This is a genomic window from Ciceribacter sp. L1K23 (assembly GCF_018122705.1).
Lineage (GTDB): Bacteria > Pseudomonadota > Alphaproteobacteria > Rhizobiales > Rhizobiaceae > Allorhizobium.
On sequence record NZ_JAGRRC010000001.1, the window covers coordinates 2,130,541 to 2,153,145 of the forward strand.

The 22,605-nt window shown below is 60.1% G+C and carries 21 protein-coding genes and 1 riboswitch; of the genes, 8 read left to right on the forward strand and 13 right to left on the reverse strand.

Going from position 1 to position 22,605, the window contains the following annotated elements; translation table 11 throughout:
• Nucleotides 1-254 precede the first annotated feature (254 nt).
• Together J5J10_RS10100 and J5J10_RS10105 are read left to right on the forward strand one after the other, a co-directional pair.
• Nucleotides 255-1,256: an isopenicillin N synthase family oxygenase gene (locus J5J10_RS10100; RefSeq protein WP_211929770.1), complete on the forward strand. Its 1,002-nt coding sequence runs from the start codon at nucleotides 255-257 to the stop codon at nucleotides 1,254-1,256.
• The gene (locus J5J10_RS10105; protein ID WP_211929771.1) at nucleotides 1,256-2,008 is read left to right on the forward strand and encodes an alpha/beta fold hydrolase; all 753 of its coding nucleotides are present in this window, start codon (nucleotides 1,256-1,258) and stop codon (nucleotides 2,006-2,008) included. The genes J5J10_RS10100 and J5J10_RS10105 overlap by 1 nt, the downstream gene beginning before the upstream one ends.
• A 68-nt stretch (nucleotides 2,009-2,076) precedes the next feature.
• Here the strand turns inward: J5J10_RS10105 and J5J10_RS10110 are convergent, their stop codons facing one another.
• The 6 genes from J5J10_RS10110 to clpP all read right to left on the reverse strand — a co-directional run bounded on the left by J5J10_RS10110 (nucleotide 2,077) and on the right by clpP (nucleotide 11,175).
• Nucleotides 2,077-4,275 carry an esterase-like activity of phytase family protein gene (locus J5J10_RS10110; RefSeq protein WP_211929772.1) on the reverse strand — a complete coding sequence of 733 codons (2,199 nt, stop codon included), beginning with the start codon at nucleotides 4,273-4,275 and terminating at the stop codon, nucleotides 2,077-2,079.
• Between the two features lie 94 nt (nucleotides 4,276-4,369).
• Nucleotides 4,370-5,269, reverse strand: coding sequence for a DMT family transporter (locus J5J10_RS10115; RefSeq protein ID WP_211929773.1), 900 nt, complete (start codon nucleotides 5,267-5,269; stop codon nucleotides 4,370-4,372).
• 144 nt (nucleotides 5,270-5,413) lie between these two features.
• Nucleotides 5,414-5,560: riboswitch (FMN riboswitch) on the reverse strand.
• Nucleotides 5,561-5,700: 140 nt separating this feature from the next.
• Complete coding sequence (gene hupB, locus J5J10_RS10120) at nucleotides 5,701-5,976, reverse strand: DNA-binding protein HupB (RefSeq protein WP_249116710.1); 276 nt, start codon at nucleotides 5,974-5,976, stop codon at nucleotides 5,701-5,703.
• Between the two features lie 207 nt (nucleotides 5,977-6,183).
• Complete coding sequence (lon, locus tag J5J10_RS10125) at nucleotides 6,184-8,604, reverse strand: endopeptidase La (RefSeq protein ID WP_208549239.1); 2,421 nt, start codon at nucleotides 8,602-8,604, stop codon at nucleotides 6,184-6,186.
• A gap of 380 nt (nucleotides 8,605-8,984) precedes the next feature.
• Nucleotides 8,985-10,262: an ATP-dependent Clp protease ATP-binding subunit ClpX gene (gene clpX, locus J5J10_RS10130; protein WP_208549238.1), complete on the reverse strand. Its 1,278-nt coding sequence runs from the start codon at nucleotides 10,260-10,262 to the stop codon at nucleotides 8,985-8,987.
• A 280-nt stretch (nucleotides 10,263-10,542) separates the two neighbouring features.
• Entirely contained in the window at nucleotides 10,543-11,175 is a 633-nt protein-coding gene (gene clpP, locus J5J10_RS10135; RefSeq protein WP_208549237.1) for an ATP-dependent Clp endopeptidase proteolytic subunit ClpP, read from the reverse strand.
• Between the two features lie 334 nt (nucleotides 11,176-11,509).
• On the opposite strand from clpP, the gene J5J10_RS10140 reads away from it, so the two are divergent.
• Nucleotides 11,510-12,751 carry a GGDEF domain-containing protein gene (locus tag J5J10_RS10140; protein ID WP_211929775.1) on the forward strand — a complete coding sequence of 414 codons (1,242 nt, stop codon included), beginning with the start codon at nucleotides 11,510-11,512 and terminating at the stop codon, nucleotides 12,749-12,751.
• A 71-nt stretch (nucleotides 12,752-12,822) separates the two neighbouring features.
• Nucleotides 12,823-14,064, forward strand: coding sequence for a cytochrome P450 (locus tag J5J10_RS10145; RefSeq protein WP_211929776.1), 1,242 nt, complete (start codon nucleotides 12,823-12,825; stop codon nucleotides 14,062-14,064).
• A 15-nt stretch (nucleotides 14,065-14,079) separates the two neighbouring features.
• Here J5J10_RS10145 and J5J10_RS10150 read toward each other — a convergent pair whose 3' ends face one another.
• Together J5J10_RS10150 and J5J10_RS10155 are read right to left on the reverse strand one after the other, a co-directional pair.
• Complete coding sequence (locus tag J5J10_RS10150; RefSeq protein WP_211929777.1) at nucleotides 14,080-15,033, reverse strand: trypsin-like serine protease; 954 nt, start codon at nucleotides 15,031-15,033, stop codon at nucleotides 14,080-14,082.
• A gap of 134 nt (nucleotides 15,034-15,167) precedes the next feature.
• Nucleotides 15,168-15,815 (reverse strand): hypothetical protein, encoded by a 648-nt coding sequence (locus J5J10_RS10155; protein WP_208549233.1) that lies wholly within the window; start codon nucleotides 15,813-15,815, stop codon nucleotides 15,168-15,170.
• A 346-nt stretch (nucleotides 15,816-16,161) separates the two neighbouring features.
• Here J5J10_RS10155 and J5J10_RS10160 point away from each other — a divergent pair, with 346 nt between their 5' ends.
• Entirely contained in the window at nucleotides 16,162-16,890 is a 729-nt protein-coding gene (locus tag J5J10_RS10160; protein WP_211929778.1) for a recombinase family protein, read from the forward strand.
• Here J5J10_RS10160 and J5J10_RS10165 read toward each other — a convergent pair.
• From J5J10_RS10165 to J5J10_RS10175, 3 genes are all read right to left on the reverse strand, one after another.
• The gene (locus J5J10_RS10165) at nucleotides 16,872-17,216 is read right to left on the reverse strand and encodes a cupin domain-containing protein (protein ID WP_211929779.1); all 345 of its coding nucleotides are present in this window, start codon (nucleotides 17,214-17,216) and stop codon (nucleotides 16,872-16,874) included. The two genes, J5J10_RS10160 and J5J10_RS10165, sit on opposite strands and share 19 nt — an antisense overlap.
• 99 nt (nucleotides 17,217-17,315) lie before the next feature.
• On the reverse strand, nucleotides 17,316-17,795 hold the full coding sequence (locus J5J10_RS10170) for a GFA family protein (RefSeq protein WP_349252060.1): 480 nt from the start codon (nucleotides 17,793-17,795) through the stop codon (nucleotides 17,316-17,318).
• Nucleotides 17,796-17,914: 119 nt separating this feature from the next.
• Complete coding sequence (locus J5J10_RS10175; RefSeq protein WP_208549229.1) at nucleotides 17,915-19,198, reverse strand: O-acetylhomoserine aminocarboxypropyltransferase; 1,284 nt, start codon at nucleotides 19,196-19,198, stop codon at nucleotides 17,915-17,917.
• 156 nt (nucleotides 19,199-19,354) lie between these two features.
• Between J5J10_RS10175 and J5J10_RS10180 the strand changes: the two genes are divergently transcribed.
• The gene (locus J5J10_RS10180; RefSeq protein WP_211929781.1) at nucleotides 19,355-19,783 is read left to right on the forward strand and encodes a DUF6455 family protein; all 429 of its coding nucleotides are present in this window, start codon (nucleotides 19,355-19,357) and stop codon (nucleotides 19,781-19,783) included.
• Between the two features lie 6 nt (nucleotides 19,784-19,789).
• Here J5J10_RS10180 and J5J10_RS10185 read toward each other — a convergent pair whose 3' ends face one another.
• Nucleotides 19,790-20,224: a CoA-binding protein gene (locus J5J10_RS10185; RefSeq protein WP_211929782.1), complete on the reverse strand. Its 435-nt coding sequence runs from the start codon at nucleotides 20,222-20,224 to the stop codon at nucleotides 19,790-19,792.
• 245 nt (nucleotides 20,225-20,469) lie between these two features.
• Nucleotides 20,470-20,919: a CoA-binding protein gene (locus J5J10_RS10190; protein WP_211929783.1), complete on the reverse strand. Its 450-nt coding sequence runs from the start codon at nucleotides 20,917-20,919 to the stop codon at nucleotides 20,470-20,472.
• 623 nt (nucleotides 20,920-21,542) lie between these two features.
• Between J5J10_RS10190 and rplM the strand changes: the two genes are divergently transcribed.
• Complete coding sequence (rplM, locus tag J5J10_RS10195) at nucleotides 21,543-22,007, forward strand: 50S ribosomal protein L13 (RefSeq protein WP_208549225.1); 465 nt, start codon at nucleotides 21,543-21,545, stop codon at nucleotides 22,005-22,007.
• 2 nt (nucleotides 22,008-22,009) lie between these two features.
• Nucleotides 22,010-22,477 carry a 30S ribosomal protein S9 gene (gene rpsI, locus J5J10_RS10200; RefSeq protein ID WP_208549224.1) on the forward strand — a complete coding sequence of 156 codons (468 nt, stop codon included), beginning with the start codon at nucleotides 22,010-22,012 and terminating at the stop codon, nucleotides 22,475-22,477.
• The last annotated feature ends 128 nt before the right edge of the window (nucleotides 22,478-22,605 follow it).

Here is a 22,605-nt window from a genome sequence, read left to right on the forward strand (position 1 = left end):
CGGACCGAGCCTGGGTATAAGGGCACAGGTCCGATTAAGATCACGAAAATCTAAGACCAAAACACCACCTGACCGCGCACCTCAAAACAAGAAAACCCGCCAAGCAAAAATCGGCGGGTTTGTCAGCGGTCTGAGCCGGGCCACAGCCCGGCTGTTTTGTTTCGAACAACACCTCGGTGCGAATTGCACATCTATGCGCGGTCCAGCGATCACCTCAAACTTCTGCTTTCTCCACCCGAAGAAAGGAGACTTACGTGACAGTCCTGCCGCTCGCGGCGCGTTCCGTCGGCGCCGCAAACCTGCCCGTGATCGATATTGCGGGTCTGTCTTCATCCCGTCAGGAGAAGCGCGCGGAGGTTGGCGACGCCCTGCGGCAAATCTGCCTCGACAAAGGCTTCTTCTACTGCTCCGGTCACGGTATTCCGGAAGGGCTGATCAATGCTGTGTTCGACGAGATGAAGGCCTTCTTCAGCCGCCCGGAGCAAGAGAAGCTTGCGGTCGATAAAACAAAATCCTTCTGCAATCGCGGCTATGAAATCCTGCGCGGCCAGACGCTGGAAGCCGGGGCGCCGCCGGATCTCAAGGAAGGCTATTACGTCGGCGTGGAATTGGCCGAGGACGATCCGAGGGTCGTTGCAAGACGCTTCAACCGCGGTCCGAACCAGTGGCCGGACGACCAGCCGGGGTTCCGGCCGGTTATGATGGCGTATTTTGCCGCAATGCTGGAGCTCGGAGAGCGGCTAATGCGGGGCATGGCGCTGTCGCTCGGACTGCCGGAAACCTATTTCGACGGCTACAGCCGCGATCCTCTCGGCACGCTCAGGCTTCTCCATTATCCACCTCAGCCGCCCGACGCCGCCCCGAACGAAAAGGGCGCCGGTGCGCATACCGATTTCGGTGGGCTGACGCTTTTGATGCAGGATCAGGTTGGCGGCTTGCAGGTTCACGATTCGACGACCGGGAACTGGATCCATGCTGATCCCATTCCCGGCACTTACGTGGTCAACCTTGGCGACATGATCGCCCGGTGGACGAACGACCGTTACCGCTCCACGCTTCACCGCGTCGTCAACGACAGCGGCCGCGAGCGTTACTCGGTTCCGTTCTTCTTCGTTGGCAATCCGGATCACAGGGTCGAGTGCCTGCCGAACTGCCTCCAGACCGGCGAGACGCCGAAATATCCGCCCACAACCGTGGAGGATCATCTGAAGGCTATGTATGAGCGAACCTACACGCCACCTTCAACCGCGATCTGATGGCTTCCCCACTCCCCGTCATCCTGCTCCACGGGGCCTGGCAAGGCTCCTGGGTGTGGGAGAAGTTCTCCCCAGGTCTTGTGGCCGCCGGTTTTCGGCCAATAGCCGTTGATCTGCCCGGTAACGGCGCAGACGATACCCCCGCTGAAAAGGTCAGCCTTGACCTTTACCTGACGCATATGAGGAGGATCCTCGACGCAACAGGTGGACGGGTCGCGGTCATCGCCCACTCGGGCGGTGGCGTGGTCGCGTCGGCGCTCGCGGAAGCCGCTCCAGACAAGATCGCCGGGATCGTCTACATCGCGGGCATGATGCTGCCATCGGGCTTGGGATACGGCGACCTCGTCCGGTCCGCACTGCCGGACCATCCCGAAGCGGCCGGAATCTCCCCGCATCTTATCTGGTCCGACGATGGTCTGCTCAGTCGTGTCCCCACCGAAGCGGCGATCCGGCACTTTTTCAACGATCTTCCCGAGGAGGAAGCAGCGTATACTGCAGCCAGGCTCACGCCTCAGGCTGAGGGTGGTCGCGCCCTGGTCGCAAGGCTGACGCCGGGGCGATTCGGGCGAGTACCCCGCCTCTATGTAGAGGCGACGGATGACAGGTCGGTCTACATCTTCCTGCAAAGGCGGATGCAGGCGCTTGTGCCGGGTGCGGAGGTGGCGACGCTCGCCACGGGGCACGCACCGCATGTCTCTGCCCCCGCCCTGCTGGCTGCACCCGTCATCGCCTTCCTGCACCGTATGGTCTGATCCGCAACGAAAGAGGCCGGGCGGTTACCCGCCCGGCCTCCGGGATCATCGTCTTGGGAGGACGAAGCTTAGTTGGTGCCCTGCAGGTTTACTTCCCAGAACAGCGTCTCACCGGACGAGTCGTCCACGCCGTCGTTGTCGGTCACCGCGAAGGCCTTGCCGGCGGCATCGAAGGCAAAGCCTTCGAGCTTGTCGACGACATAGCCGTTGGTGGCGGCCTTCAGGTCCGGGATGAAGTCGTGAACTTCCTCCTTGGCGACGACAGGCAGTTCCTCACCGATCTTGCCGGGCTTCAGGTCGGCGATGGCGACGCGGTAGAGCTTCTTGAGCTTGGCGTTGTCGCCGATCTGGTTGTCACGCTCGACGATATAGACGTAGTCGCCGTGGGCGGTAATTTCCGAAAGGCCGACCCAGCCTGCGTCGGCCTTTTCGAGCGGGTAGCGCACGGCGCCCCATTCCTTGGCCTTCGGATTGTAGGACAGAAGCTTGACAGAGCCCTTCTCGTCGTCGCCCCACTCGCGCTGTACGGCCATCCACAGCGTCATGTCATCACCTTCGCCGACCGACGTGATGCCTTCAAGACCGAAGCGGGTCTGACCGGCGAGCAGTTCAGTCGGGAAGCCGACTTCTGCCTTAATCTCGCCCTTGGCATCGACGTTGTAGAGGCCGTGGCCGACGAGCTTGGCCGAATCGCCTTCCGATGCGATCCAGAAACCGCCATTGCCATCGAGCGTGATGCCTTCCATATCCAGCTTTTGAGCCGGCTGTCCGCCTCGGGTCACGGGCAGAGCAGCGGTGATCATGGCCGGCTTCTGGGTGGCATCGATCGTGAAGATCGTCGGCTGCATGCTGTAGAAGCTGTCATTGACGGCATAGAGCGTGCCGGCCTTTTCGGCGTCGCCGACGAGACCGGACAACGCACCCCAGCCGATCGGGGCGCCGTCGACCGTGGCAGACTTGATCATCGGGTAAGCCGGTTCACCCTCGGCCAGTTCATAGAGCATCACGTGGGACCGTACGCCACCATCTTCGCCGAGGTCGAGCTCGTTCGCGGTAACGAGCAGATTACGCGACGGGATGGCAACCGCGCCCTCCGGCGACACACCCGACGGCAGCAGCTGCAGCAGTTCCGGCTCAGCGCCTGTGTCCTTGTAGACGGCAGCGATAGAGGCGCGCTCGGAGAGGACGAAGAAGTACTTCTGGTCACCGAAGCTTGCAGCTTCCAGACCCTCCAGCTCGACACCCTTGGACTTGGCACGCTTGTCGGGGAAATGACCGATCTGAGCAATTGCCATTTCCAGCGACGGACCGGATTCGTAGAGTTCCTTGCCGCTTTTGTCGAAGATTGTGAAGCTGCGCGAACCGCCCTTCCAATCGCCTTCATTGGCAATCACGATGCGATTGTCGTCGAGCCACTTGACGGCGTCAGGCTCCCGAGGAACGCCTTCCTTGGAGCCCGTGAACTTCAGCGCCCCATCCGACTTGGTGTCGATGCCAGCGAGATCGACCTTACCGGCCGAGAAATGGCTCTTCACTTCGCCGGTCTTGCCGTCGACGATCACGATGTGATTGTTTTCCTGCATGGTCATCGCGATCTCGCCGAGGCTGTTGATCGCGACGAATTCGGGCTCGGGATCTTCAGGCGCAATTTCGGCCAAGCCGGTCATCGCGACGTGCTTGGTCGTCGCGCAATCGGCGACGCCGTCCTTCAGCGAGATTATGACCAGATCTCCCGCCGGCATTTGCGGCAGGTCGCCGTTATTGACGTCTTCGTCGCGCTCGTTTTCGATGGCGACGGCGACGAAGCTGTTATCCTTGGCAACGGCGACCGAGTCCGGCTGACCACCGAGATCGCAGGTGGCGTCAACGGTCTTCGAGGCGATATCGACAACCGCAAGCTTTCCCGATGGATTGGTGTAGCTCTCCGACGTGTTGACGCCGACGAGGACCTTGCCGCCGGCAACGGCGACCGATGTCGGCTCGCCGCCCATCATCAACGCGCCAGCAGCCTTGGGCGCCTTGGCGTCGGTGATGTCGATAAAGCCGATGCCGCCAAGCGGGCTGTCCGAATAGATCAGCGTATTGCCATCCTCCGAGGCCGTGACGATCTCGGCCGATGTGCCGGTGAGCTTATCCTTGTCCGAAGGCAGGTTGGATACGACCGGAAACGACGCAATGCGATTGAAGACTTCGGCAGCACCTGCCGGAAGAGCAACGGATGACAGCAGCGCAACAGTCAGCGCAGCGCGGGAAAAGCCAGACTTCATGGGGAAACCTCCTGTTTCCGAAAATGGAACAGGAGGCTTTTGCGGCACGTCCATTACAAACGCGTGACAGTTTCGTGATTTTCCGATGCAGTGCTCAGTTGGCTGCCCGCTCGCGTCCAAGCTCGATTTTCATCAGCGTCAACGAAGCGACAAGAATCAGCATGGCGCCGAACCAAAGATATCCGGTCGGTGCGTATCCGAAGACAATCCAGCCCGCGAAGACGTTGAGCGGCAGCTTGAGGTCATCGAACGGCTGCACGTAGGCGGCATCGGCGACAGTGTAAGCCAAAGTCAGCAGATACTGCCCGAGCGCCGTCAGTATCCCCGCTCCGATCAGAAGGATCAGCGCCGTCCCGCCGGGAACGACGAAGCCGGAGGCCACCGCCAGCCCGAAATTGACCGGCGTCAGCAGGACAAGCAGCCACACGGTGATGGTTTCCGCCGGTTCGAAAGACGTCAGGTTCTTCATCAGCAAGGATGAACCGCCCCACAGGAAGGCAGACAAGACCGGCAGCAGAGCGGCAGGCGTGAAGGCATCGGACCACGGTTGCAGGATGATCATGGCGCCGATGAAACCGGCAAGCGTCGCAAACCATCGTGCGGGACCGAGGGCCTCTCCGAGAAACAGGCGGGCGCCGATGATGATGAAAAACGGCGAGGTCATCACCAGCGCGATCGCCTGCCAGATCGGTACCGTCGCGAGGCCGGTGAGCCACGCCTGGACGCCGAGCGCCGCGAGAAGCACCCGGAGTATGTGCCGCCAGGGATGGCGTGTTCTCATCGCTTTCACCCCAAGCTTCCGAAGCAAGGGCAACGACAGGACGAGCGCGAAACCGTACTGCCAGAAGGCGACGGAGGCCGGGGGAAACGAAAGTGTCATCGCCAGCCACTGCGTGACAACGTTCAGCGCAGCGAACGCCACGCCTGCAAGGATCATGTAAAGCGCCCCAGCGACCGCACGGGAACGAAACAAGGAGGGGACAAACTGATTCATGCCATTTTCCCTTTCAGGACCAACACAAATCAGGACGCATGGGGAACGCCGCAACGACCATCGCCCGGAACCATGCGGACGATCGACGTTGACCTGCGCGATGGAGCCCGTCTCCGAAGGAGAGGACTACCGCAGCGCTGCACTCCACATTCTCTATCATCCGGACTGTGACCGTCGGCTCCGGATTTCGACCGGATCTGCTGACCCTCCGACGTTGCCGGAGGCGCTCGCGGGCTCGGGGACAGGCCCCCTACCGCCGGTGGGGACTTTCACCCCGCCCTGAGAACGAAAGCCGGAACATCCGGCCAGCTGCGAGATAGTCAATGGCGGCGAACACTGCAAGGCCAGAAACGTCGAAGGCCCGCCACACGAGGGTGGCGGGCCTTCAATTCTCATAGATCGATGGTGCCAAAGGTGGCGACCGGACAGCCTTAGCTGTTGACGGCGTCCTTCAGGCCCTTGCCGGCCGTGAACTTCGGAACGTTGCGAGCCGGGATATCGACTTCCGCGCCGGTCGACGGGTTGCGGCCCTTCGAAGCTTCACGACGGGACACCGTGAAAGCGCCAAAGCCAGCGAGACGGATGTCGCCACCCTTCTTCAGCTCGACCTGGACCGTGTCGAAAACTGCGTCAACCGCAGACAGGGCATCAGCCTTTGTCAGGCCGGCCTTTTCGGCAACTGCGGATACGAGTTCGTTTTTGTTCATGTTTCCACCCTTTCTGATTGGCATGAAACGACTCAAAGGATTAAGCCGGGCGGACATTACGGATGCTTTCGCCCTAGGCAACTGAAAAGCACCCGGAACGCCTGAAATACAAGGCACTCCGGAGAGTTTACACAAAAAAGGCTGGCTTTTTTGCCAGCCTTTTTCACGTCAGTGTGTCATTTTGGCAAAGTCAGGGCGCCAATAAGGTCAATGCGCGATTGTGACGCCCGATTCTTCGGCACCTTCGACGGTGCCGACGGCAGGCGTTTCAACCGTCCCATCCCACTCGATCGGCTCCGGCTGACGGATCAGGGCGTGCTTGATAACCTCGCCCATCCGCGAGACCGGGACGATTTCCAGGTTGTTTTTCACATTGTCCGGAATGTCGGCCAAGTCCTTGGCGTTCTCTTCCGGAATAAGCACCTTCTTGATGCCGCCACGCAACGCTGCGAGCAGCTTTTCCTTCAGACCGCCGATCGGCAGAACCCGCCCACGAAGCGTCACTTCGCCCGTCATCGCGATATCCTTCGAGACCGGAATTCCGGTCATGATAGACACGATCGCGGTGGCCATCGCGATTCCGGCGGACGGACCATCCTTCGGCGTTGCGCCTTCCGGGACGTGAACGTGGATATCCGCCTTGTCGAACCTCGGAGGCTCGACACCGAAATCAACGGCGCGGCTGCGAACGTAGGAGGCAGCAGCCGAGATCGACTCCTTCATCACGTCCTTGAGGTTACCGGTGACCGTCATGCGGCCTTTGCCCGGCATCATGACGCCTTCGATCGTCAGAAGCTCGCCACCAACCTCGGTCCAGGCCAGACCGGTTACGACGCCCACCTGGTCCTCGCCCTCGGCTTCACCGTGACGGAAACGGGGAACGCCCAGGAAGTCATGGATGTTGTCTTTGGTGACAGCAACCGACTTGACCTTGCCCTTGATGATCTCGGTAACAGCCTTACGCGCCAGTTTCATCAACTCGCGTTCGAAGCTGCGGACACCGGCCTCGCGGGTGTATTGCTGGATGACGGCGGTCAACGCCTCGTCGCTGACCGAGAACTCCTCGGGGCGCAGGGCATGTTCCTTGATCGCCTTCGGAAGCAGGTGACGCTTCGCGATCTCCCGCTTTTCATCCTCGGTGTAGCCGGCGATCCGGATGATCTCCATGCGGTCCATCAGCGGGCCGGGGATGTTCAGCGTGTTGGCCGTCGTGACGAACATCACGTTGGACAGATCGTATTCGACTTCCAGGTAGTGATCCATGAAGGTCGAGTTCTGTTCCGGATCCAGCACCTCGAGCAGGGCCGAAGACGGATCGCCGCGGAAATCCATGCCCATCTTGTCGATCTCGTCGAGGAGGAAGAGCGGGTTCGACTTCTTGGCCTTCTTCATCGACTGCACGATCTTGCCGGGCATCGAGCCGATATAGGTCCGGCGGTGACCGCGGATTTCGGCTTCGTCACGGACGCCACCTAGCGCCATACGAACGTACTCGCGGCCGGTCGCCTTGGCGATCGAACGGGCAAGCGAGGTCTTGCCGACGCCGGGAGGACCGACGAGGCACAGGATCGGCCCCTTGATCTTGGTCGCACGGGCCTGGACGGCGAGATACTCGACGATGCGTTCCTTGACCTTGTCCAGACCGAAGTGATCCTCGTCCAGGATCTTCTCGGCGGCGTTAAGATCGACCTTGACCTTGGACTTCTTGCCCCACGGAAGGCCGAGCAGCCAATCCAGATAATTGCGGACAACGGTGGCTTCCGCCGACATGGGGCTCATGTGGCGCAGCTTCTTCAGTTCCGCATCTGCCTTTTCGCGGGCTTCTTTGGAAAGCTTGGTCTTGGAGATGCGCTCTTCCAGTTCGGCCATCTCGTCACGGCCGTCCTCGCCGTCGCCGAGTTCCTTCTGGATCGCCTTCATCTGTTCATTGAGGTAATACTCGCGCTGGGTCTTCTCCATCTGGCGCTTGACGCGCGAGCGGATGCGCTTTTCCACCTGCAGGACAGAAATCTCGCCCTCCATGAAGCCGAGCGCCTTCTCCAGACGCATCTTCACGCTGACGGTTTCCAGCATCTCCTGCTTTTCCGTCAGCTTGATCGAAAGATGCGATGCGACGGTATCCGCCAGCTTCGAGTAGTCCTCGATCTGACTGGCAGCGCCAACGACTTCGGGAGATATCTTCTTGTTGAGCTTCACATAGTTCTCGAACTCCGAGACGACCGAGCGCGACAGCGCCTCGATCTCCACGGCATCCTCGGCAGGTTCGGCGAGAATGGTGGCACCGGCTTCGTAGAAATCCTCGCGACTGGTGTAAGTCTCGATCTTGGCGCGCGCGCGACCTTCGATCAACACCTTCACGGTGCCGTCAGGCAGCTTGAGCAGTTGCAGGACATTGGCGACGGTACCGACGGCGTAAATCGCATCGGGTTCCGGATCGTCGTCGCCGGCGTTCATCTGGGTGGCAAGCATGATCTGCTTGTCGGAACCCATCACTTCCTCAAGCGCGCGAATGGATTTTTCACGACCGACGAAGAGAGGCACAATCATGTGGGGGAAGACCACGATGTCGCGCAGCGGCAGTACCGGATAGACATTGGTCTCGCCCGCAGCAGACGTCACATTCGTCATTTCATTTCCTTTCGATCGTCCCGTTTCCGGGAGCGGATACCCTGTCCTCGATAGAGGATGGTACTAGGTTCGTTCCCGGCTGAAATGGAGTGCCGGCGGCAGGAATTCAAGCCTTGCAACTGCCGCCCCACCGACAGCCATCGAGAAGCAATACTCAAGATTACAGTTAGACAGATCCAGCTGACGCGAAACTGGTGGACCCAATTGCGCTCCGACGTGATGCCGCGCCAAACGCTCAGCCTGCCGACGAAGCAGTCCCCTTCTATCTAGCCCAACGCAGCAGCGGAGCAAACGGATTTGTGAAAGAGATGCGACAGCCGACCCAAAACAAAAAAAGGCCCGCCAAAGCGAGCCTCTTTTGATTCACGAAACGGACAGCGTCACGCCGAGGCGTTCGCCTTCTCTTCCTGACGGTCGGCATAAATGTAGAGCGGCCGGGAGTTGCCGTTTACGACCTCGTCGGAAATCACGACTTCGCGCACGCCTTCGAGTTCAGGCAGTTCGAACATCGTGTCGAGCAGGATCTTCTCCATGATCGAACGCAGGCCGCGGGCACCCGTCTTACGGATAATCGCCTTGCGGGCGATCTCGCGCAGAGCGTCCTCGTGGAAGGTCAGCTCAACATCTTCCATCTCGAACAGGCGCTGGTACTGCTTCACGAGCGCATTCTTCGGCTCCGACAGGATCTGGATCAGCGCGTCCTCATCGAGGTCTTCGAGCGTTGCCAGCACGGGCAGACGACCGATGAACTCCGGAATGAGGCCGAACTTGACCAAGTCTTCGGGCTCGAGCTCGCGCAGGACTTCGCCAACACGGCGATCATCCGGAGCCGAAACCGTCGCACCGAAGCCGATAGAGGTCTTCTCGCCGCGGGCGGAGATTATCTTGTCCAGACCGGCGAACGCACCACCGCAGATGAACAGGATGTTGGTGGTGTCCACCTGAAGGAATTCCTGCTGCGGATGCTTGCGGCCGCCCTGCGGCGGAACCGAAGCAACGGTGCCTTCCATGATCTTGAGAAGCGCCTGCTGAACACCCTCGCCCGACACGTCGCGGGTGATCGACGGGTTGTCAGACTTGCGGCTGATCTTGTCGACTTCGTCGATGTAGACGATGCCGCGCTGGGCGCGCTCGACATTGTAGTCAGCCGCCTGAAGCAGCTTCAGGATGATGTTCTCGACATCTTCGCCGACGTAACCGGCCTCGGTGAGCGTCGTAGCGTCGGCCATCGTGAAGGGGACGTCGATGATGCGCGCGAGCGTCTGGGCAAGATAGGTCTTGCCGCACCCGGTCGGTCCGACGAGCAAGATGTTCGACTTCGCCAGCTCCACATCGCCCCCCTTGGAGGCGTGCGACAGGCGCTTGTAATGGTTGTGCACGGCCACCGACAGAATCTTCTTCGCCTGACGCTGGCCGATGACGTATTCGTCGAGGATCTTGATGATGTCCTGCGGCGTGGGAACGCCGTCACGGGACTTCACCATCGAGCTCTTATTTTCCTCGCGGATGATGTCCATGCACAATTCGACGCATTCATCGCAGATGAATACGGTCGGCCCGGCGATCAGCTTCCGGACTTCGTGCTGGCTCTTTCCGCAGAAAGAACAATAGAGGGTATTCTTCGAGTCACCGCCGTTGCTTCCGCTGACTTTGCTCATGTCTTCTTCCTTCCAGCACGCCACACGCCCAGTCCAGGGGCGGCGGTCCACTTATTCACCCGGTCCGCGCACTCGCGAAGCGGGTCTGCTTCGACATCGGCGGGGGCAATTTCCGTCTCCGAGACCGGCTCGTCAAACGGATGCAACGCAAGACCCCTCCAAATCGCAGACTATGTCACAAAAATTCAACATAGCCTTAATGCAACTATTAGCGCTTTCGCCGACCGTTTAAACCCCCCACGCGATCACACAAAGTAATAGCGGCGGGAGTACGGCGGCGTCAGCCGCCGGTCACGCCCTCGATCTCCTGGCGCGAGGTCAGGATCTTGTCGACCAGGCCCCACTCCTTTGCCTCCTCCGCCTCCATGAAATGGTCGCGGTCTAGCGTGGCCTCTACCTCGTCGTAGCTACGGCCAGTATGCTTGACGTACACTTCGTTGAGGCGGCGCTTCATCTTGATGATATCGCGGGCATGGCGCTCGATGTCGGATGCCTGCCCCTGGAAACCGCCCGAGGGCTGGTGGACCATGATGCGGGAATACGGCGTGGTGAAACGCATGCCCTTCTCGCCGGCGGCGAGCAGGAGCGACCCCATCGATGCGGCTTGTCCGATGCACAGCGTCGAAACCGCAGGACGGATGAACTGCATCGTGTCGTAGATCGCCATACCGGCGGTGACAACACCACCGGGAGAATTGATATAGATCGCGATTTCCTTCTTCGGGTTTTCGGCTTCGAGGAAGAGAAGCTGCGCACAAACCAGCGACGCCATGTAGTCCTCGACCGGGCCGGTCAAAAAGATGATCCGCTCCTTCAGCAGCCGCGAATAGATGTCATAGGACCGCTCGCCGCGATTGGTCTGCTCCACGACCATCGGCACGAGTGCCATGGCGGTATCTACTGGATTTCTCATGTCCGTCCTTTGTAGCCTCATTCCTATCGCGTGGCGCGGCGGGAATCATCGTAAAACCTGTCAATCCCTACATAGAGTGTCAGTGCCCTGCACTTCAAGACGCGAGCATCCGATATCCTTAATGCACACGTGCCGCCTGACAAGGAGATACGCCTGATGTCGCCGAGAAGCGACGCGACAGCCGAGCGGGTCAACAGCAGCCCGCGGATATGGTGAACGAAGTGCTACGATACAACCCTTGGCCCGCTCCTCAAAACAACGTCGGCACTAGCGCGGAATTAACAATTGGACGGCATACTTGCCCGACGTTTTCACTCTCCCAGCGGCATCCCTTATGGATCTAAAGACGGCTTTTCTCCTCTGGACCACGCAGGCCGGCACCCTCGCCCTGTTGCTCGTCGCCGTCTGGCTTCACGATCGAAGCAAATACTTCTATCTCAATTTTGGCGTTGGTTTTGCCGCGCACGGGATCGGCTTCGGGCTCGTTGCGCTACGCGGCCAGATCCCGGATCTGGTCTCGATACAGCTGGCGAACAGCCTCTCCCTTGCGGCATTCGCCTTCTGGGGCACTGCCTTGGCGCAACTGGACAGGAAGCGGATACGACCACTGTCGTTTCTACCGCTTGCCCTCTGGCTGACAGGCAATCTGCTGCCGTTCATACGCGATGACCTTTCAAACAGGGCGGCGCTTTTCAATGTTGCCGCTGCCGTCGGGTTCGGCCTGCTCGCCCTCATGGTCTTGAAGAATGGCGAAAGCAGTCGCCAGCTGCGGTGGGCGCTGGCTGGCATCTGGACGATACAGTCCTCGACCAGCCTGCTTCTCGGGGTCTCCGTGATCATGGCGGATCCGCTCACCTTTACACAGGTTCACTACAATACGAGCGCGGGCGTGGTGAACGTCATCTGTTTCGTCGCGGCCATCGCCGTTCTGACGAAGATGTTCATGGAGATGTCCGAAGAACATCTGCGGACGCTCGTCAGGACAGACCCACTGACCGGCGCGCTCAATCGACGCGGGTTCATCGATGCATTCCGCGCCATCCGGTCGAAAGCTCCCTCCCCGCTTACCGCCGTCGCGATTTTCGATCTCGATCATTTCAAGCGAATCAACGACACCTTCGGCCACGACACGGGCGACGACGTTCTCGTTGCTTTTGCAGACCTGTGCCTCAAGCTTCTGCCGAAAGACGGCGTGTTCGGCCGGACCGGTGGGGAAGAATTCGCGGTTGCTTTGCCGATCGAGAGGGTCAAGGACGCCGCTCTTTACGCCGAGGCGATCCGGCATTCTCTGGCGACGCAGCCCGTGAACACGAGGAGCAGGACGGTATCTGTCACTGTCAGTATCGGCATCGCGGCAGTCGCCACGGAAAATGCCGGTCTCGACAAGCTTTTGTCAGATGCGGACCGTGCCCTCTATCGGGCGAAGGAGCGCGGCAGGAACTGCACGACGATCTGGAACGACAATAAGGCCACGGACATTCACGAGGACCTGGCACAGGCGATCGACGATCGCGCGGATCGTCAGGTTGCCGTTCTTCGCCGGTTGTCCGTTGCAGGCGGCGAGAAGCACGCCTGACGGGCCGCACGCGCTTGGAAATGTCGCCAACGCGCTTTCGTCCGTGTGGGCGGTGAGCTAGAGAGACCGCCATGAGCGAACTCCCCTTTCTTTCCATCGACCGCGCAACCCGCGAGGTTAGGCTCGATGCGCGTGACCCCGCCTTCTATTGCAATCCCAATCGAGCCTATGCAGCGCTCCATTCCGCCTGCCCTACGTTCTATTGGAAAGAACAGCGGCAGTGGTTCTTCACGTCCTATGATCACGTCAACGCGCTGCTGCGCGACCGGCGTTTCGGCCGCCAGGTTCTCCACGTCGCGACGCGGGACCAGTTGGGACTGCCGACGCCGGCAGCGCACACGGCACATTTCGACAAGGCGGAAGAACACTCCCTTCTGGAAATAGAACCACCGGAACACACACGGCTTCGCACCCTCATCAACAGAGCCTTTGTGTCGCGACATGTCGAAAAGATGAAGCCGGAGATCGAGGAGCTCGCCAATAGGCTGATCGACGGCTTCGGCAAAAACGGAACGGAACTTCTTTCCACATTCGCGGACATCATCCCGGTCACCATGATCGCGCGGATGATCGGCATTCCGGAGGAGATGGGACCGCAGCTCCTCAAATGGAGCCATGACTATGTCGGAATGTACATGTTCAAGCGGACCCGGGCCGACGAAGAGGCTGCTGACCGCTCGGCGAAGGAATTCGCCGACTATGTCCGCAAAGTGATCGCGGAGCGTCGCGCCCTTCCGCGGGACGACCTTCTCAGCCACATGATCCACACGGAACACAAAGGCCAATTCCTGACCGAGGACGAACTCGTTTCCACAACGATCGTTCTTCTCAATGCGGGCCACGAAGCAACTGTCCACCAGATCGGAAACTCGGTGCGGATCATCCTGGAAAGCGGGCTCGATCCGGCCGTTCTTTTTGCCGATGAGTCGACCACCGAACGGACGGTCGAGGAAACGCTGCGTCTCTGCGCGCCCGTGCACATCTTCGAGCGCTGGTGCCTGGAGCCGGTGGAGATCGACGGGATACGCTTTCAGCTCGGCGACAAGGTGGGACTGATTCTCGCTGCCGCCAACCTGGATCCGCTCAAGTTCAGCGATCCGCTAACCTTCAAGCCGGACCGCAACGAGGGCGCTAATCTGTCCTTCGGTGCCGGGATTCATTTCTGCATTGGTGCGCCGCTCGCGCGGCTGGAGCTCAACATCGTGTTACCCCTGCTGTTCCGGCGACTGCCGAACTTGCGCATCGTGGCGGCGCCAGTAGTCAAGGACGTCTATCACTTCCACGGGCTGGAGCGGCTCGACCTAGCCTGGTGAGCCGCTCACAAAGGTCTATTTGCACCCGGCCTGAACGTGCTTGAAAAGCCGATCCGTGTCCGCCGTCAGCAGCGGACCATTCTCGTCGGTCGTGTTTCCAGTCAAGTGATGCGAGTTCAGGCTTACGATGAGATTGTTGCTGTCGTCACCGTTCACCTTGAACTCGCTGAACCAGGCGCCGCCGCTGTTGCCGCTGCGCATGGGATTGCCGCTCATGGTGACGATCCCGCGATCGACCGAGCCCCAGTCCCCATTCACTTCGTAGAGTCTCTTGCCGTCGCCGAAGTTTCTCGGGTAGCCGACGGCCGTGAGCGGCGTTGTCGCGGGCACGCCGGTCTTTACCGCAAGCGGCTTCTTCTGGTCCGGTGCATCCACAAGGATAAAGGCGTAGTCCAAGGCGTAGTTCTTGGCAGGCGTATGGTATGCGTCGAAGATGGAGACACACACCCAGCCGACCGACTGCTGATAGGTGCCATCATCGAAGGCGCGAAGGAAGTTGAAGTCAGAGTTCCACGTCTGCGCTTCGATATTGTAGACGCAATGGGCGGCAGTCATCAGGACATTGTTCCCGACGTACTGAGCCGTGCAACGCTTCAGGCCGGTTTCGCCCTGCTTCTTAAAGACGAGCTTGCCCGTGCTCCAATAAGGGCTGCTGGCACCCGGATCGGTAACCGGGCGCGGCACACCCTTGTCTTCAAGGGCACCGCGATCGCGTTCGGGTATTGTCGTCGACTGCGGGTACAGTTCCTCGAAGCGTTGCTTCATCTGCTCGAGTTCTTCCGGCGTGACGACCTCTTCGACAGGTTCGGCGCCTTCGAGCTCCTTCTGCGTCAAGAACGTGCGGGAACCGGTGTTGTCGAGGTCATCGATCTTGAGGTCGGCTGCAACGCCTGGCAATACCATCGAAAACGCGGCGGTTGCCGCCAATACGATCGTCGACAGTCGCGAACGAAAATGAACTGAGTGCATCGGAAATCCTCCTGGTAGCCAGCCGCGTGCCGGCTTGGCGCGACGCTACGCGCTGTTGCTGATATTCGTTTTTGGGGAGACGATGGCCCGCCCTCCGCAGGCCATCGCTTAGACATCGCCAGGGACGCGACAGCTTAGGACGACGGCGAGAAGATGCCGTGGATGGGATCGTAGGTGAGATCCAGTTCCGTCACGCCACCACCGAAAACCGCCGAGGACGCGTTGCCGGCAACGTCGGTGATAATCGTCTGACTGCGGAACTCGCTCTCGAGCCAGATGTAAAGCGTGACGAACGGCGTCATCTTGATGTGCTGGGTGGCGAGCACGGACTGAGCCGAGATCGGCTTGCGTTCCTCCGGCTTCTTGTTGATCAACGCGGTCTGGGCCAGCCCGAAGGTGAGGCTGTTGTAGTCGTCATACGGTACCTGGTTGATCGCGGCATAGGTGCCGGGCGGGACCGGCAGGATGCCGTTGCTCTTGGTGAAGCCACCGAAGACGCAGGTTTCCTGGAGAACATAGTAACCGGCGTCCAGCGCCGGCCCCGGATAGACCTCCGTCAGCTTGGTGATCGTTGCGCCGTTCACAACCTCGTCGTTGGAGGCATAGATCCAGTAGTCCTCCTCCCATTCGATCGTTGTGGAGGGGAATGGATCAATGTCGAGCCAGATGACGCTCGGGCCGCCCGAGTTGACGGGTTTCGCGATCGCGACGCGCTGATCCGCCCTCTTGATATTCGTGAGGACGACCGGGTCGAAGTTCAGGGTCAGGGAATACGTGGTCATCGCTGCCTCCTTTGCAGAGCTTGGCCGGAAATGCCCGAGACGGCCCAATCCGTCTCTAAAGCGTTCCTATTTGCGCAAGCCCCAGCCTTCCCCGGCACCGGACGACATCGCCGCATAGACCGAAGCTCAAAGACCCATCCCGTGCAGAGCTGCCAGAAATATGGGCTTCGAAACAGGCTGTTAGCTCCGCCCGCTCAAGTTTATGCAACTTCGATCACATTTATTTATGCGTGCATTTTTACCATTGACTTTAACTTAAACGTGCGCTCAAAAGGGAACCTTTCTGATACACTTCCTGAATTCGACACGCTTCTGGCGCACGATCCATCGACCGGCGAGACAAACAATGCGCATCGGCTATGCGAGAGTTTCAACGAGCGATCAGAACATCGAGCTGCAACTGCAGGCGCTGAAGGCGGCAGGCTGTCAGCAGATATTCACCGACCACGGCGCTTCCGGCGCCTCGCGGACACGCTCAGGTCTCAACAGCTCCCTGGAAATGCTCGGTCCCGGTGATACGCTGGTCATCTGGCGACTGGACCGCCTCGGGCGGTCGCTCTCCCACCTGATCGACGTGGTGAGTGACCTGGGGCGCCGAGACATCGGCCTTTATTCCGTAACGGAATCGATCGACACGGGATCGGCCGGCGGCATCCTCATTTTCCATATCATGGGCGCTCTCGCGGAGTTCGAACGCGCGCTGATTTCCGAGAGAACGCGCGCGGGCATGTCGGCCGCTAGGATGCGCGGCAGTCCGATCGGGCGCCCTCCAAAACTCTCGCGACTGGAGGTCGATCAGGCGCGGGCGGCGGTCCAGGGGGGCGACAGCATCAAGGCGGCCGCCCACGGACTTGGCGTCAGCAGGGCCACCTTGTACCGCGCCATGCGAGGAGGTCTGGGCGAGGACCAGGAACCGTTTCTAGATGCAAAGCTGCAGCAGCTGCTGGCGAAAATAGCCTTCCTGCTCCAGCTTCAACGGCTCGCCCCTCCGTCGAGGATCGACTCACCGGCGGATTCAAGGGCAAGTCAACCGGGGCGTCGGACTGACGCCAGCTGTCAGAGACGGATTACGTAGTCTTTCCGAGTCGTTTCAACCACTTCCCACGTTCCGTTGAACCCCGGCCTGAGAATCAGCCGATCGCCCGCCTTCAAATGAATCGGCGTACCTCCGTCCTCCGTCACGATGGAATGACCTTCGAGGATGTGGAAATACTCCCACTCGTCATAGCTGATCCGCCACTTTCCGGGTGTCGCCTGCCACACCCCTGTAAAGATGCCGCCGGGCGCTTCCTCAAGATTCCAGGTGAGAAATTGCGGCGCGCCGGCGATCAGCCTGTCGGGCGCGGGCGCGCCCTCCTCAGGCACGACGCCCTCCAGATCGAAACGCATATAGTTCGTCATGCAACTCCCCGTCCGTGGTTCGGCCGGTCGAATCCCGCCGCCTGTTTGAGGCACCATGCAACAGTCCGCACCGCAAACGCAAACAGCTATCCTCGCCGCTCAGCGCTCGGCGCCGGCCCGGAGGCGCGCGCGCTGGCGACGTTCCAGGCTTTCGGGCGGCCAGAGCTTTTCCATCTCGTAGTAGATGTCGAATGCTGGCGCACCGCCATCCAGATTGACCCATGGAAGCCGCGAACAGGTGAAGATGTGGGCGTCCGGCGGAAACCGGCCCGGATCGTCGAGTGTCGCCAGGCGAATGAAGAGCATCCAGCCGCGGCGGCCATAGTCGCTCCAGACCGCCGATCGGCACTCCCGGCAGCGGAAGATATCGTGGGGATGGCCGCTGTCGGTGCGCATCGACACGGGCTCCGGCTCGCCCGACAGCAATTCCACCTCTTCTGCCTCGATCATGCCGTTGACCACAAAGGCACTGCCGCTCTGCCGCTGGCAATCCCGGCAGTGGCAGCAATTGACAAACATCGGCGCTGCCTTCAGCCGATAGCGCACCTTGCCACAGAAACAGCCGCCTTGCGAGATCATCGCCATCCCTCTTCGCTGACAAGCAAAGCGTTAAGCCATGCGCTGACCGTCGGCAAGATGGACGGCGCGGCCGAGAAGGCACGCGCCGTCGCATTTGCCCGCGCTCTGGCGTGCACCGATCAGACCTTCGCCAGCGACTGCTCCAAATCGCCAATGATGTCTTCCGCGTCCTCGATGCCGATCGACAGGCGAACGACGTCCGGGCCAGCGCCGGCCGCGACCTGCTGCGCCTCGGTCAGCTGCGCATGCGTCGTGGATGCGGGGTGGATGACCAATGAACGCGTGTCTCCGATGTTGGCGAGATGCGAGAAAAGTTGCAGCCCTTCGACGAGCGCCTTTCCGGCCGCATAGCCGCCCTTCACGCCGAAGGTAAAGACGGCTCCCCCGCCCTTCGGAGAATACCGCTGCTGAAGCGCATGGTTCGGATCGTCTTCGAGGCCCGAATAACTGACCCACGCGACCTTGTCGTGACTTTTCAGCCACTTCGCAACGGCCAGCGCGTTGTCGCAGTGGCGCTGCATCCGCAGAGGCAGGGTCTCGATGCCGGTCAGGATCAGGAAAGCGTTCATCGGGGCGATTGCGGGTCCCAGATCCCGCAAACCCAACACCCGGCAGGCGATGGCGAAGGCGATATTGCCGAGCGCCTGATGCAGCACGACACCGTTGTACTCGGGCCTCGGCTCCGAGAGCGCCGGATATTTGCCCGACTTCGACCAGTCGAACGTGCCGCCGTCCACGATGACGCCGCCCATGGAATTTCCATGGCCACCCAGGAACTTCGTGGCGGAGTGGACAACGATATCGGCGCCATGTTCGAGCGGACGAACCAGATAGGGACTGGCCATCGTGTTGTCGACGATCAGCGGCAATCCGTGCTTACGGGCGACTTCCGAAATCGCTGCAATGTCCACGAAAGTGCCGCCGGGATTGGCGAGGCTCTCGATGAAGATCGCCTTGGTGCGGTCGTCGATCTGCGATTCGAAGCTCGCCGTATCAGAGGGATCGGCCCAGCGCACTTCCCAGCCGAAACTCTTGAAGGAGTGGCCGAACTGGTTGATCGAGCCACCGTAGAGCTTTTTGGCGGCGAGGAAGTTGTCACCTGGCTGCATGATCGTGTGGAAGACCAGCATCTGGGCGGCATGCCCCGAGGCAACGGCTAAAGCGGCGGTGCCGCCTTCGAGCGCGGCGACCCGCTCTTCCAGGACCGCCTGCGTCGGGTTCATGATGCGGGTGTAGATATTGCCGAACTCCTTGAGCGCAAAGAGGTTTGCGGCATGATCCGCGTCATTGAAAACGTAGGCCGTTGTTTGGTAGATCGGCGTAATCCGGGCTCCCGTCGTCGGGTCCGGCTGGGCACCGGCGTGGATCGCAAGCGTGGAAAATCCCGGCTTGTCGTTGGACATGTGTAACCTCCCTTTTCCTCATTCTTTGGCGGCGACCGTGGCCCGTCCGGAGGCGTGTGTCAAACACGATTTCCGATGCCGCGATCGCCTTTGATCTTAGTCAATGCATCGCCGCCCGTAAGCGGTGAAAATTCCTCCATTCTACGGAGGTCGGCGATGAATCTATCTTTGGAGCAAGCAGGGGGAACATTTCTTTCCCGCGTTTTCGGCTGGGTGGCGAAGGCTTGGGAAACGACGGCCGAGGCGGACATGATCGCCGCTCTGGACGACGAGACGATCCGGCGGATCGCAAAGGATTGCAATATACAGCCGGACCAACTTCTAGAACTGGCGAAGGCAGGTCCTGATGCGGCAGACGAAATGCCCTACATGATGCGCGAGCTCGGGATCGATCCTATGGAAGTCGAGACGCGCTTCAAGGCGCTCTTCCGGGACATGCAGATCACCTGTGCGCAGTGTTCGAACAAGGCGGAATGCCGTCACGATCTTGCGGAGGGCACTGCCGTGGAAGCCTTCAGCGGATACTGCCACAACGCCGGCGAACTCAACGCGCTACGCGCAACGCCGACCGTGCTGGCGGAATAAAGAGCGTCAGCCAATCAGCCGCGGATACTCGATCGCCGGACAGCGGTCCATTACGACCACGACACCGGCCATCTCCGCCTTCAGAGCCGCCTCATCGTCCCTGACGCCCAGTTGCCCCCAAAGGAAACGGGGCATCGGGGTCATGGCCAGCATCTCGTCGACGATTGCCGGGAGGTATTCGGGCGCCCTGAAGACGTCGACCATGTCGATCGCCGTGGGAATATCGCCGAGCGTTGCAAATACCTTTCGCCCCAGAAGCTCCTTTCCCGCCTGCCCTGGATTAACGGGGGTGACGTCGTAGCCTTTGGACAGCAAAAAGCGCATGACCCGGTTGCTGGGCCGATCCGGATTGGGCGACGCGCCGAGAAGAGCTATCGTTTTTGTCTCGCGAAGAATGGTCGCGATCAGTTCGTCATCATATCGGTCATGCGGTAACAACATGCGCACCTCGTCCCAGATCGGTCGCGGGCACCACGAAGACACGACAATATCTCATCGCCGAATCCATGGGGCCAACAGGACAATCATGCCCACGCCCGTATCCCGACGTCCATTCCGGATACCTGACGTCAGGACCAGTTTCCGGACCGCTGTTGCAGAGATGCTGCGATACCGGTCCCCTGCGGCGGCATCGGTGATTGGCTCTTGCGAGGCCCGCAGCTACGCACATGCATCAGCGTCAGCGATCATGCCGCCTGTCCGTGGGTCTTCCCGTAGACGAGGGCGTACTCCGTCACGAGCGCACGATCCATCACCACCCGGATTCCAGCGTCTTCCGCTCTCCGAGCGGCACCGTCGTCGCGGACACCAAGTTGCGCCCATATAGCTTTCGGACGGCGACGAAGAGCCAGCACCTCCTCCACGACCCCGGCGAATTCGGATGAACGTCGAAAAACATCGACAAGGTCCACCCGCTCGGGAAGGTCGCCCAACGATGCGTAGATATGACGGCCCAGTATGGTTTTCCCGGCGTGTGAGGGGTTGACCGGGTAAACCGTGTAACCCTTCCCAAGAAGGAAGCCGGTGACCCAGAAGCTCGGGCGCTTATCGTCGATCGACGCACCGATGATTGCCACTGATTTGCAATCCTCCAGCACGGCTTCGAGATAGGCATCAGTATAGTGATCGTGGTCCATGGAAATCCTCCCCCGGCCTTGGCCGGATCAGCGAAACTCCCATCCGCGGTCCCATTCACACCATATTCGTAATTTCTTAATTTTTCCTGAGACCCAGCTATGGCTGTCAGCCCGAAATTGGTGCAACCACACCAAAGATCGCTTTGTATTCGCTATCTGTACATTATTTGTTCTCGTTAATTTTAGAAACGCCTCATGGTTGCATGCCTGAAAAGAGATATCGTTATTCGACACAACAAGTTCGGTGTCGTCGTTGATATCGATCTTCTTTTTCGCAAGCGATACCGAGGTCACTACCTGCGGCGTCATCGAGAGTAGGAACGTAAACCCCAACACACAGCGGCAGGTCGGCTCACCAAAGGCGAGCGGTCTTATCAGTCCAAAAACAGAAAAAATAGCGGTAAAATAATACCGTATCATTAGGCAATTGATTTTACGATGCTTTTATAAACATTGTCCAATCCGCGTATTATTGACGTGGAGACGTTTGCCACATATACACCCCGCAGATCGCGTACCTTCGGGTTGGCGACTACTTTGTGAGCGGATGCCCGCAAAGCCAAGCAACAAAAAACGCCCTCGCAGCCTTCAGGATGCCAGGGATTAGATGGAAAGATACAACCATGTCTACCTTCGTTCAGAAGCCCGCCGAGGTGGAGAAGAAGTGGGTCATCATCGACGCCGAAGGCCTCGTTGTTGGTCGCCTTGCCTCCCTCATCGCCATGCGCCTGCGCGGCAAGCACAAGGCTACTTACACTCCCCACGTTGACGACGGCGACAACGTCATCGTCATCAATGCCGAGAAGGTCGTCTTCACCGGCAAGAAGTATTCCGACAAGAAGTACTACTGGCACACCGGCTACCCGGGCGGCATCAAGGAGCGCACCGCGCGCGCCATCATCGAAGGCCGCTTTCCGGAGCGCGTTCTCGAGAAGGCCGTCGAGCGCATGATCCCGCGCGGCCCGCTCGGCCGTCGCCAGATGAAGAACCTGCGCGTCTACGCCGGTTCCAACCACCCCCATGAAGCACAGCAGCCCGTCGCTCTCGACGTCGCCAAGCTGAACAGCAAGAACGTAAGGAGCGCCTGATAATGGCTGACCTCTCTTCCCTGAAGGACCTCGGCACGACGACCGAAGCGGCTGCTCCGGCACACGTCCGCAAGGTCGATTCGCTCGGCCGCTCCTATGCAACCGGCAAGCGCAAGAACGCCGTTGCCCGCGTTTGGGTCAAGCCGGGCACCGGCAAGATCACGATCAACGGTCGCGAATTCAAGACCTATTTCGCACGCCCGGTTTTGCAGATGATCCTGCAGCAGCCGATCGTCGCTGTAGCACGTGACGGCCAGTTCGACATCGTCGCCACCGTCACCGGCGGCGGCCTCTCCGGCCAGGCCGGTGCAGTTCGTCACGGCCTGTCCAAGGCCCTCACCTATTTCGAGCCGGGCCTGCGCTCGGTTCTGAAGAAGGGTGGCTTCCTGACCCGCGACAGCCGCGTGGTCGAGCGAAAGAAGTACGGCAAGGCGAAGGCCCGTCGTTCGTTCCAGTTCTCCAAGCGCTAATCGCTGGACTGCCGGAAACGGAAATCAAGGCGGGGCTTCGGCTCCGCCTTTTTTTGTTTTCAGCAGCTCATCGAGATTTGGAATTTGTGGACGAACCAGCTTCGCCTATGGTCAGGCGAAATGAGCAA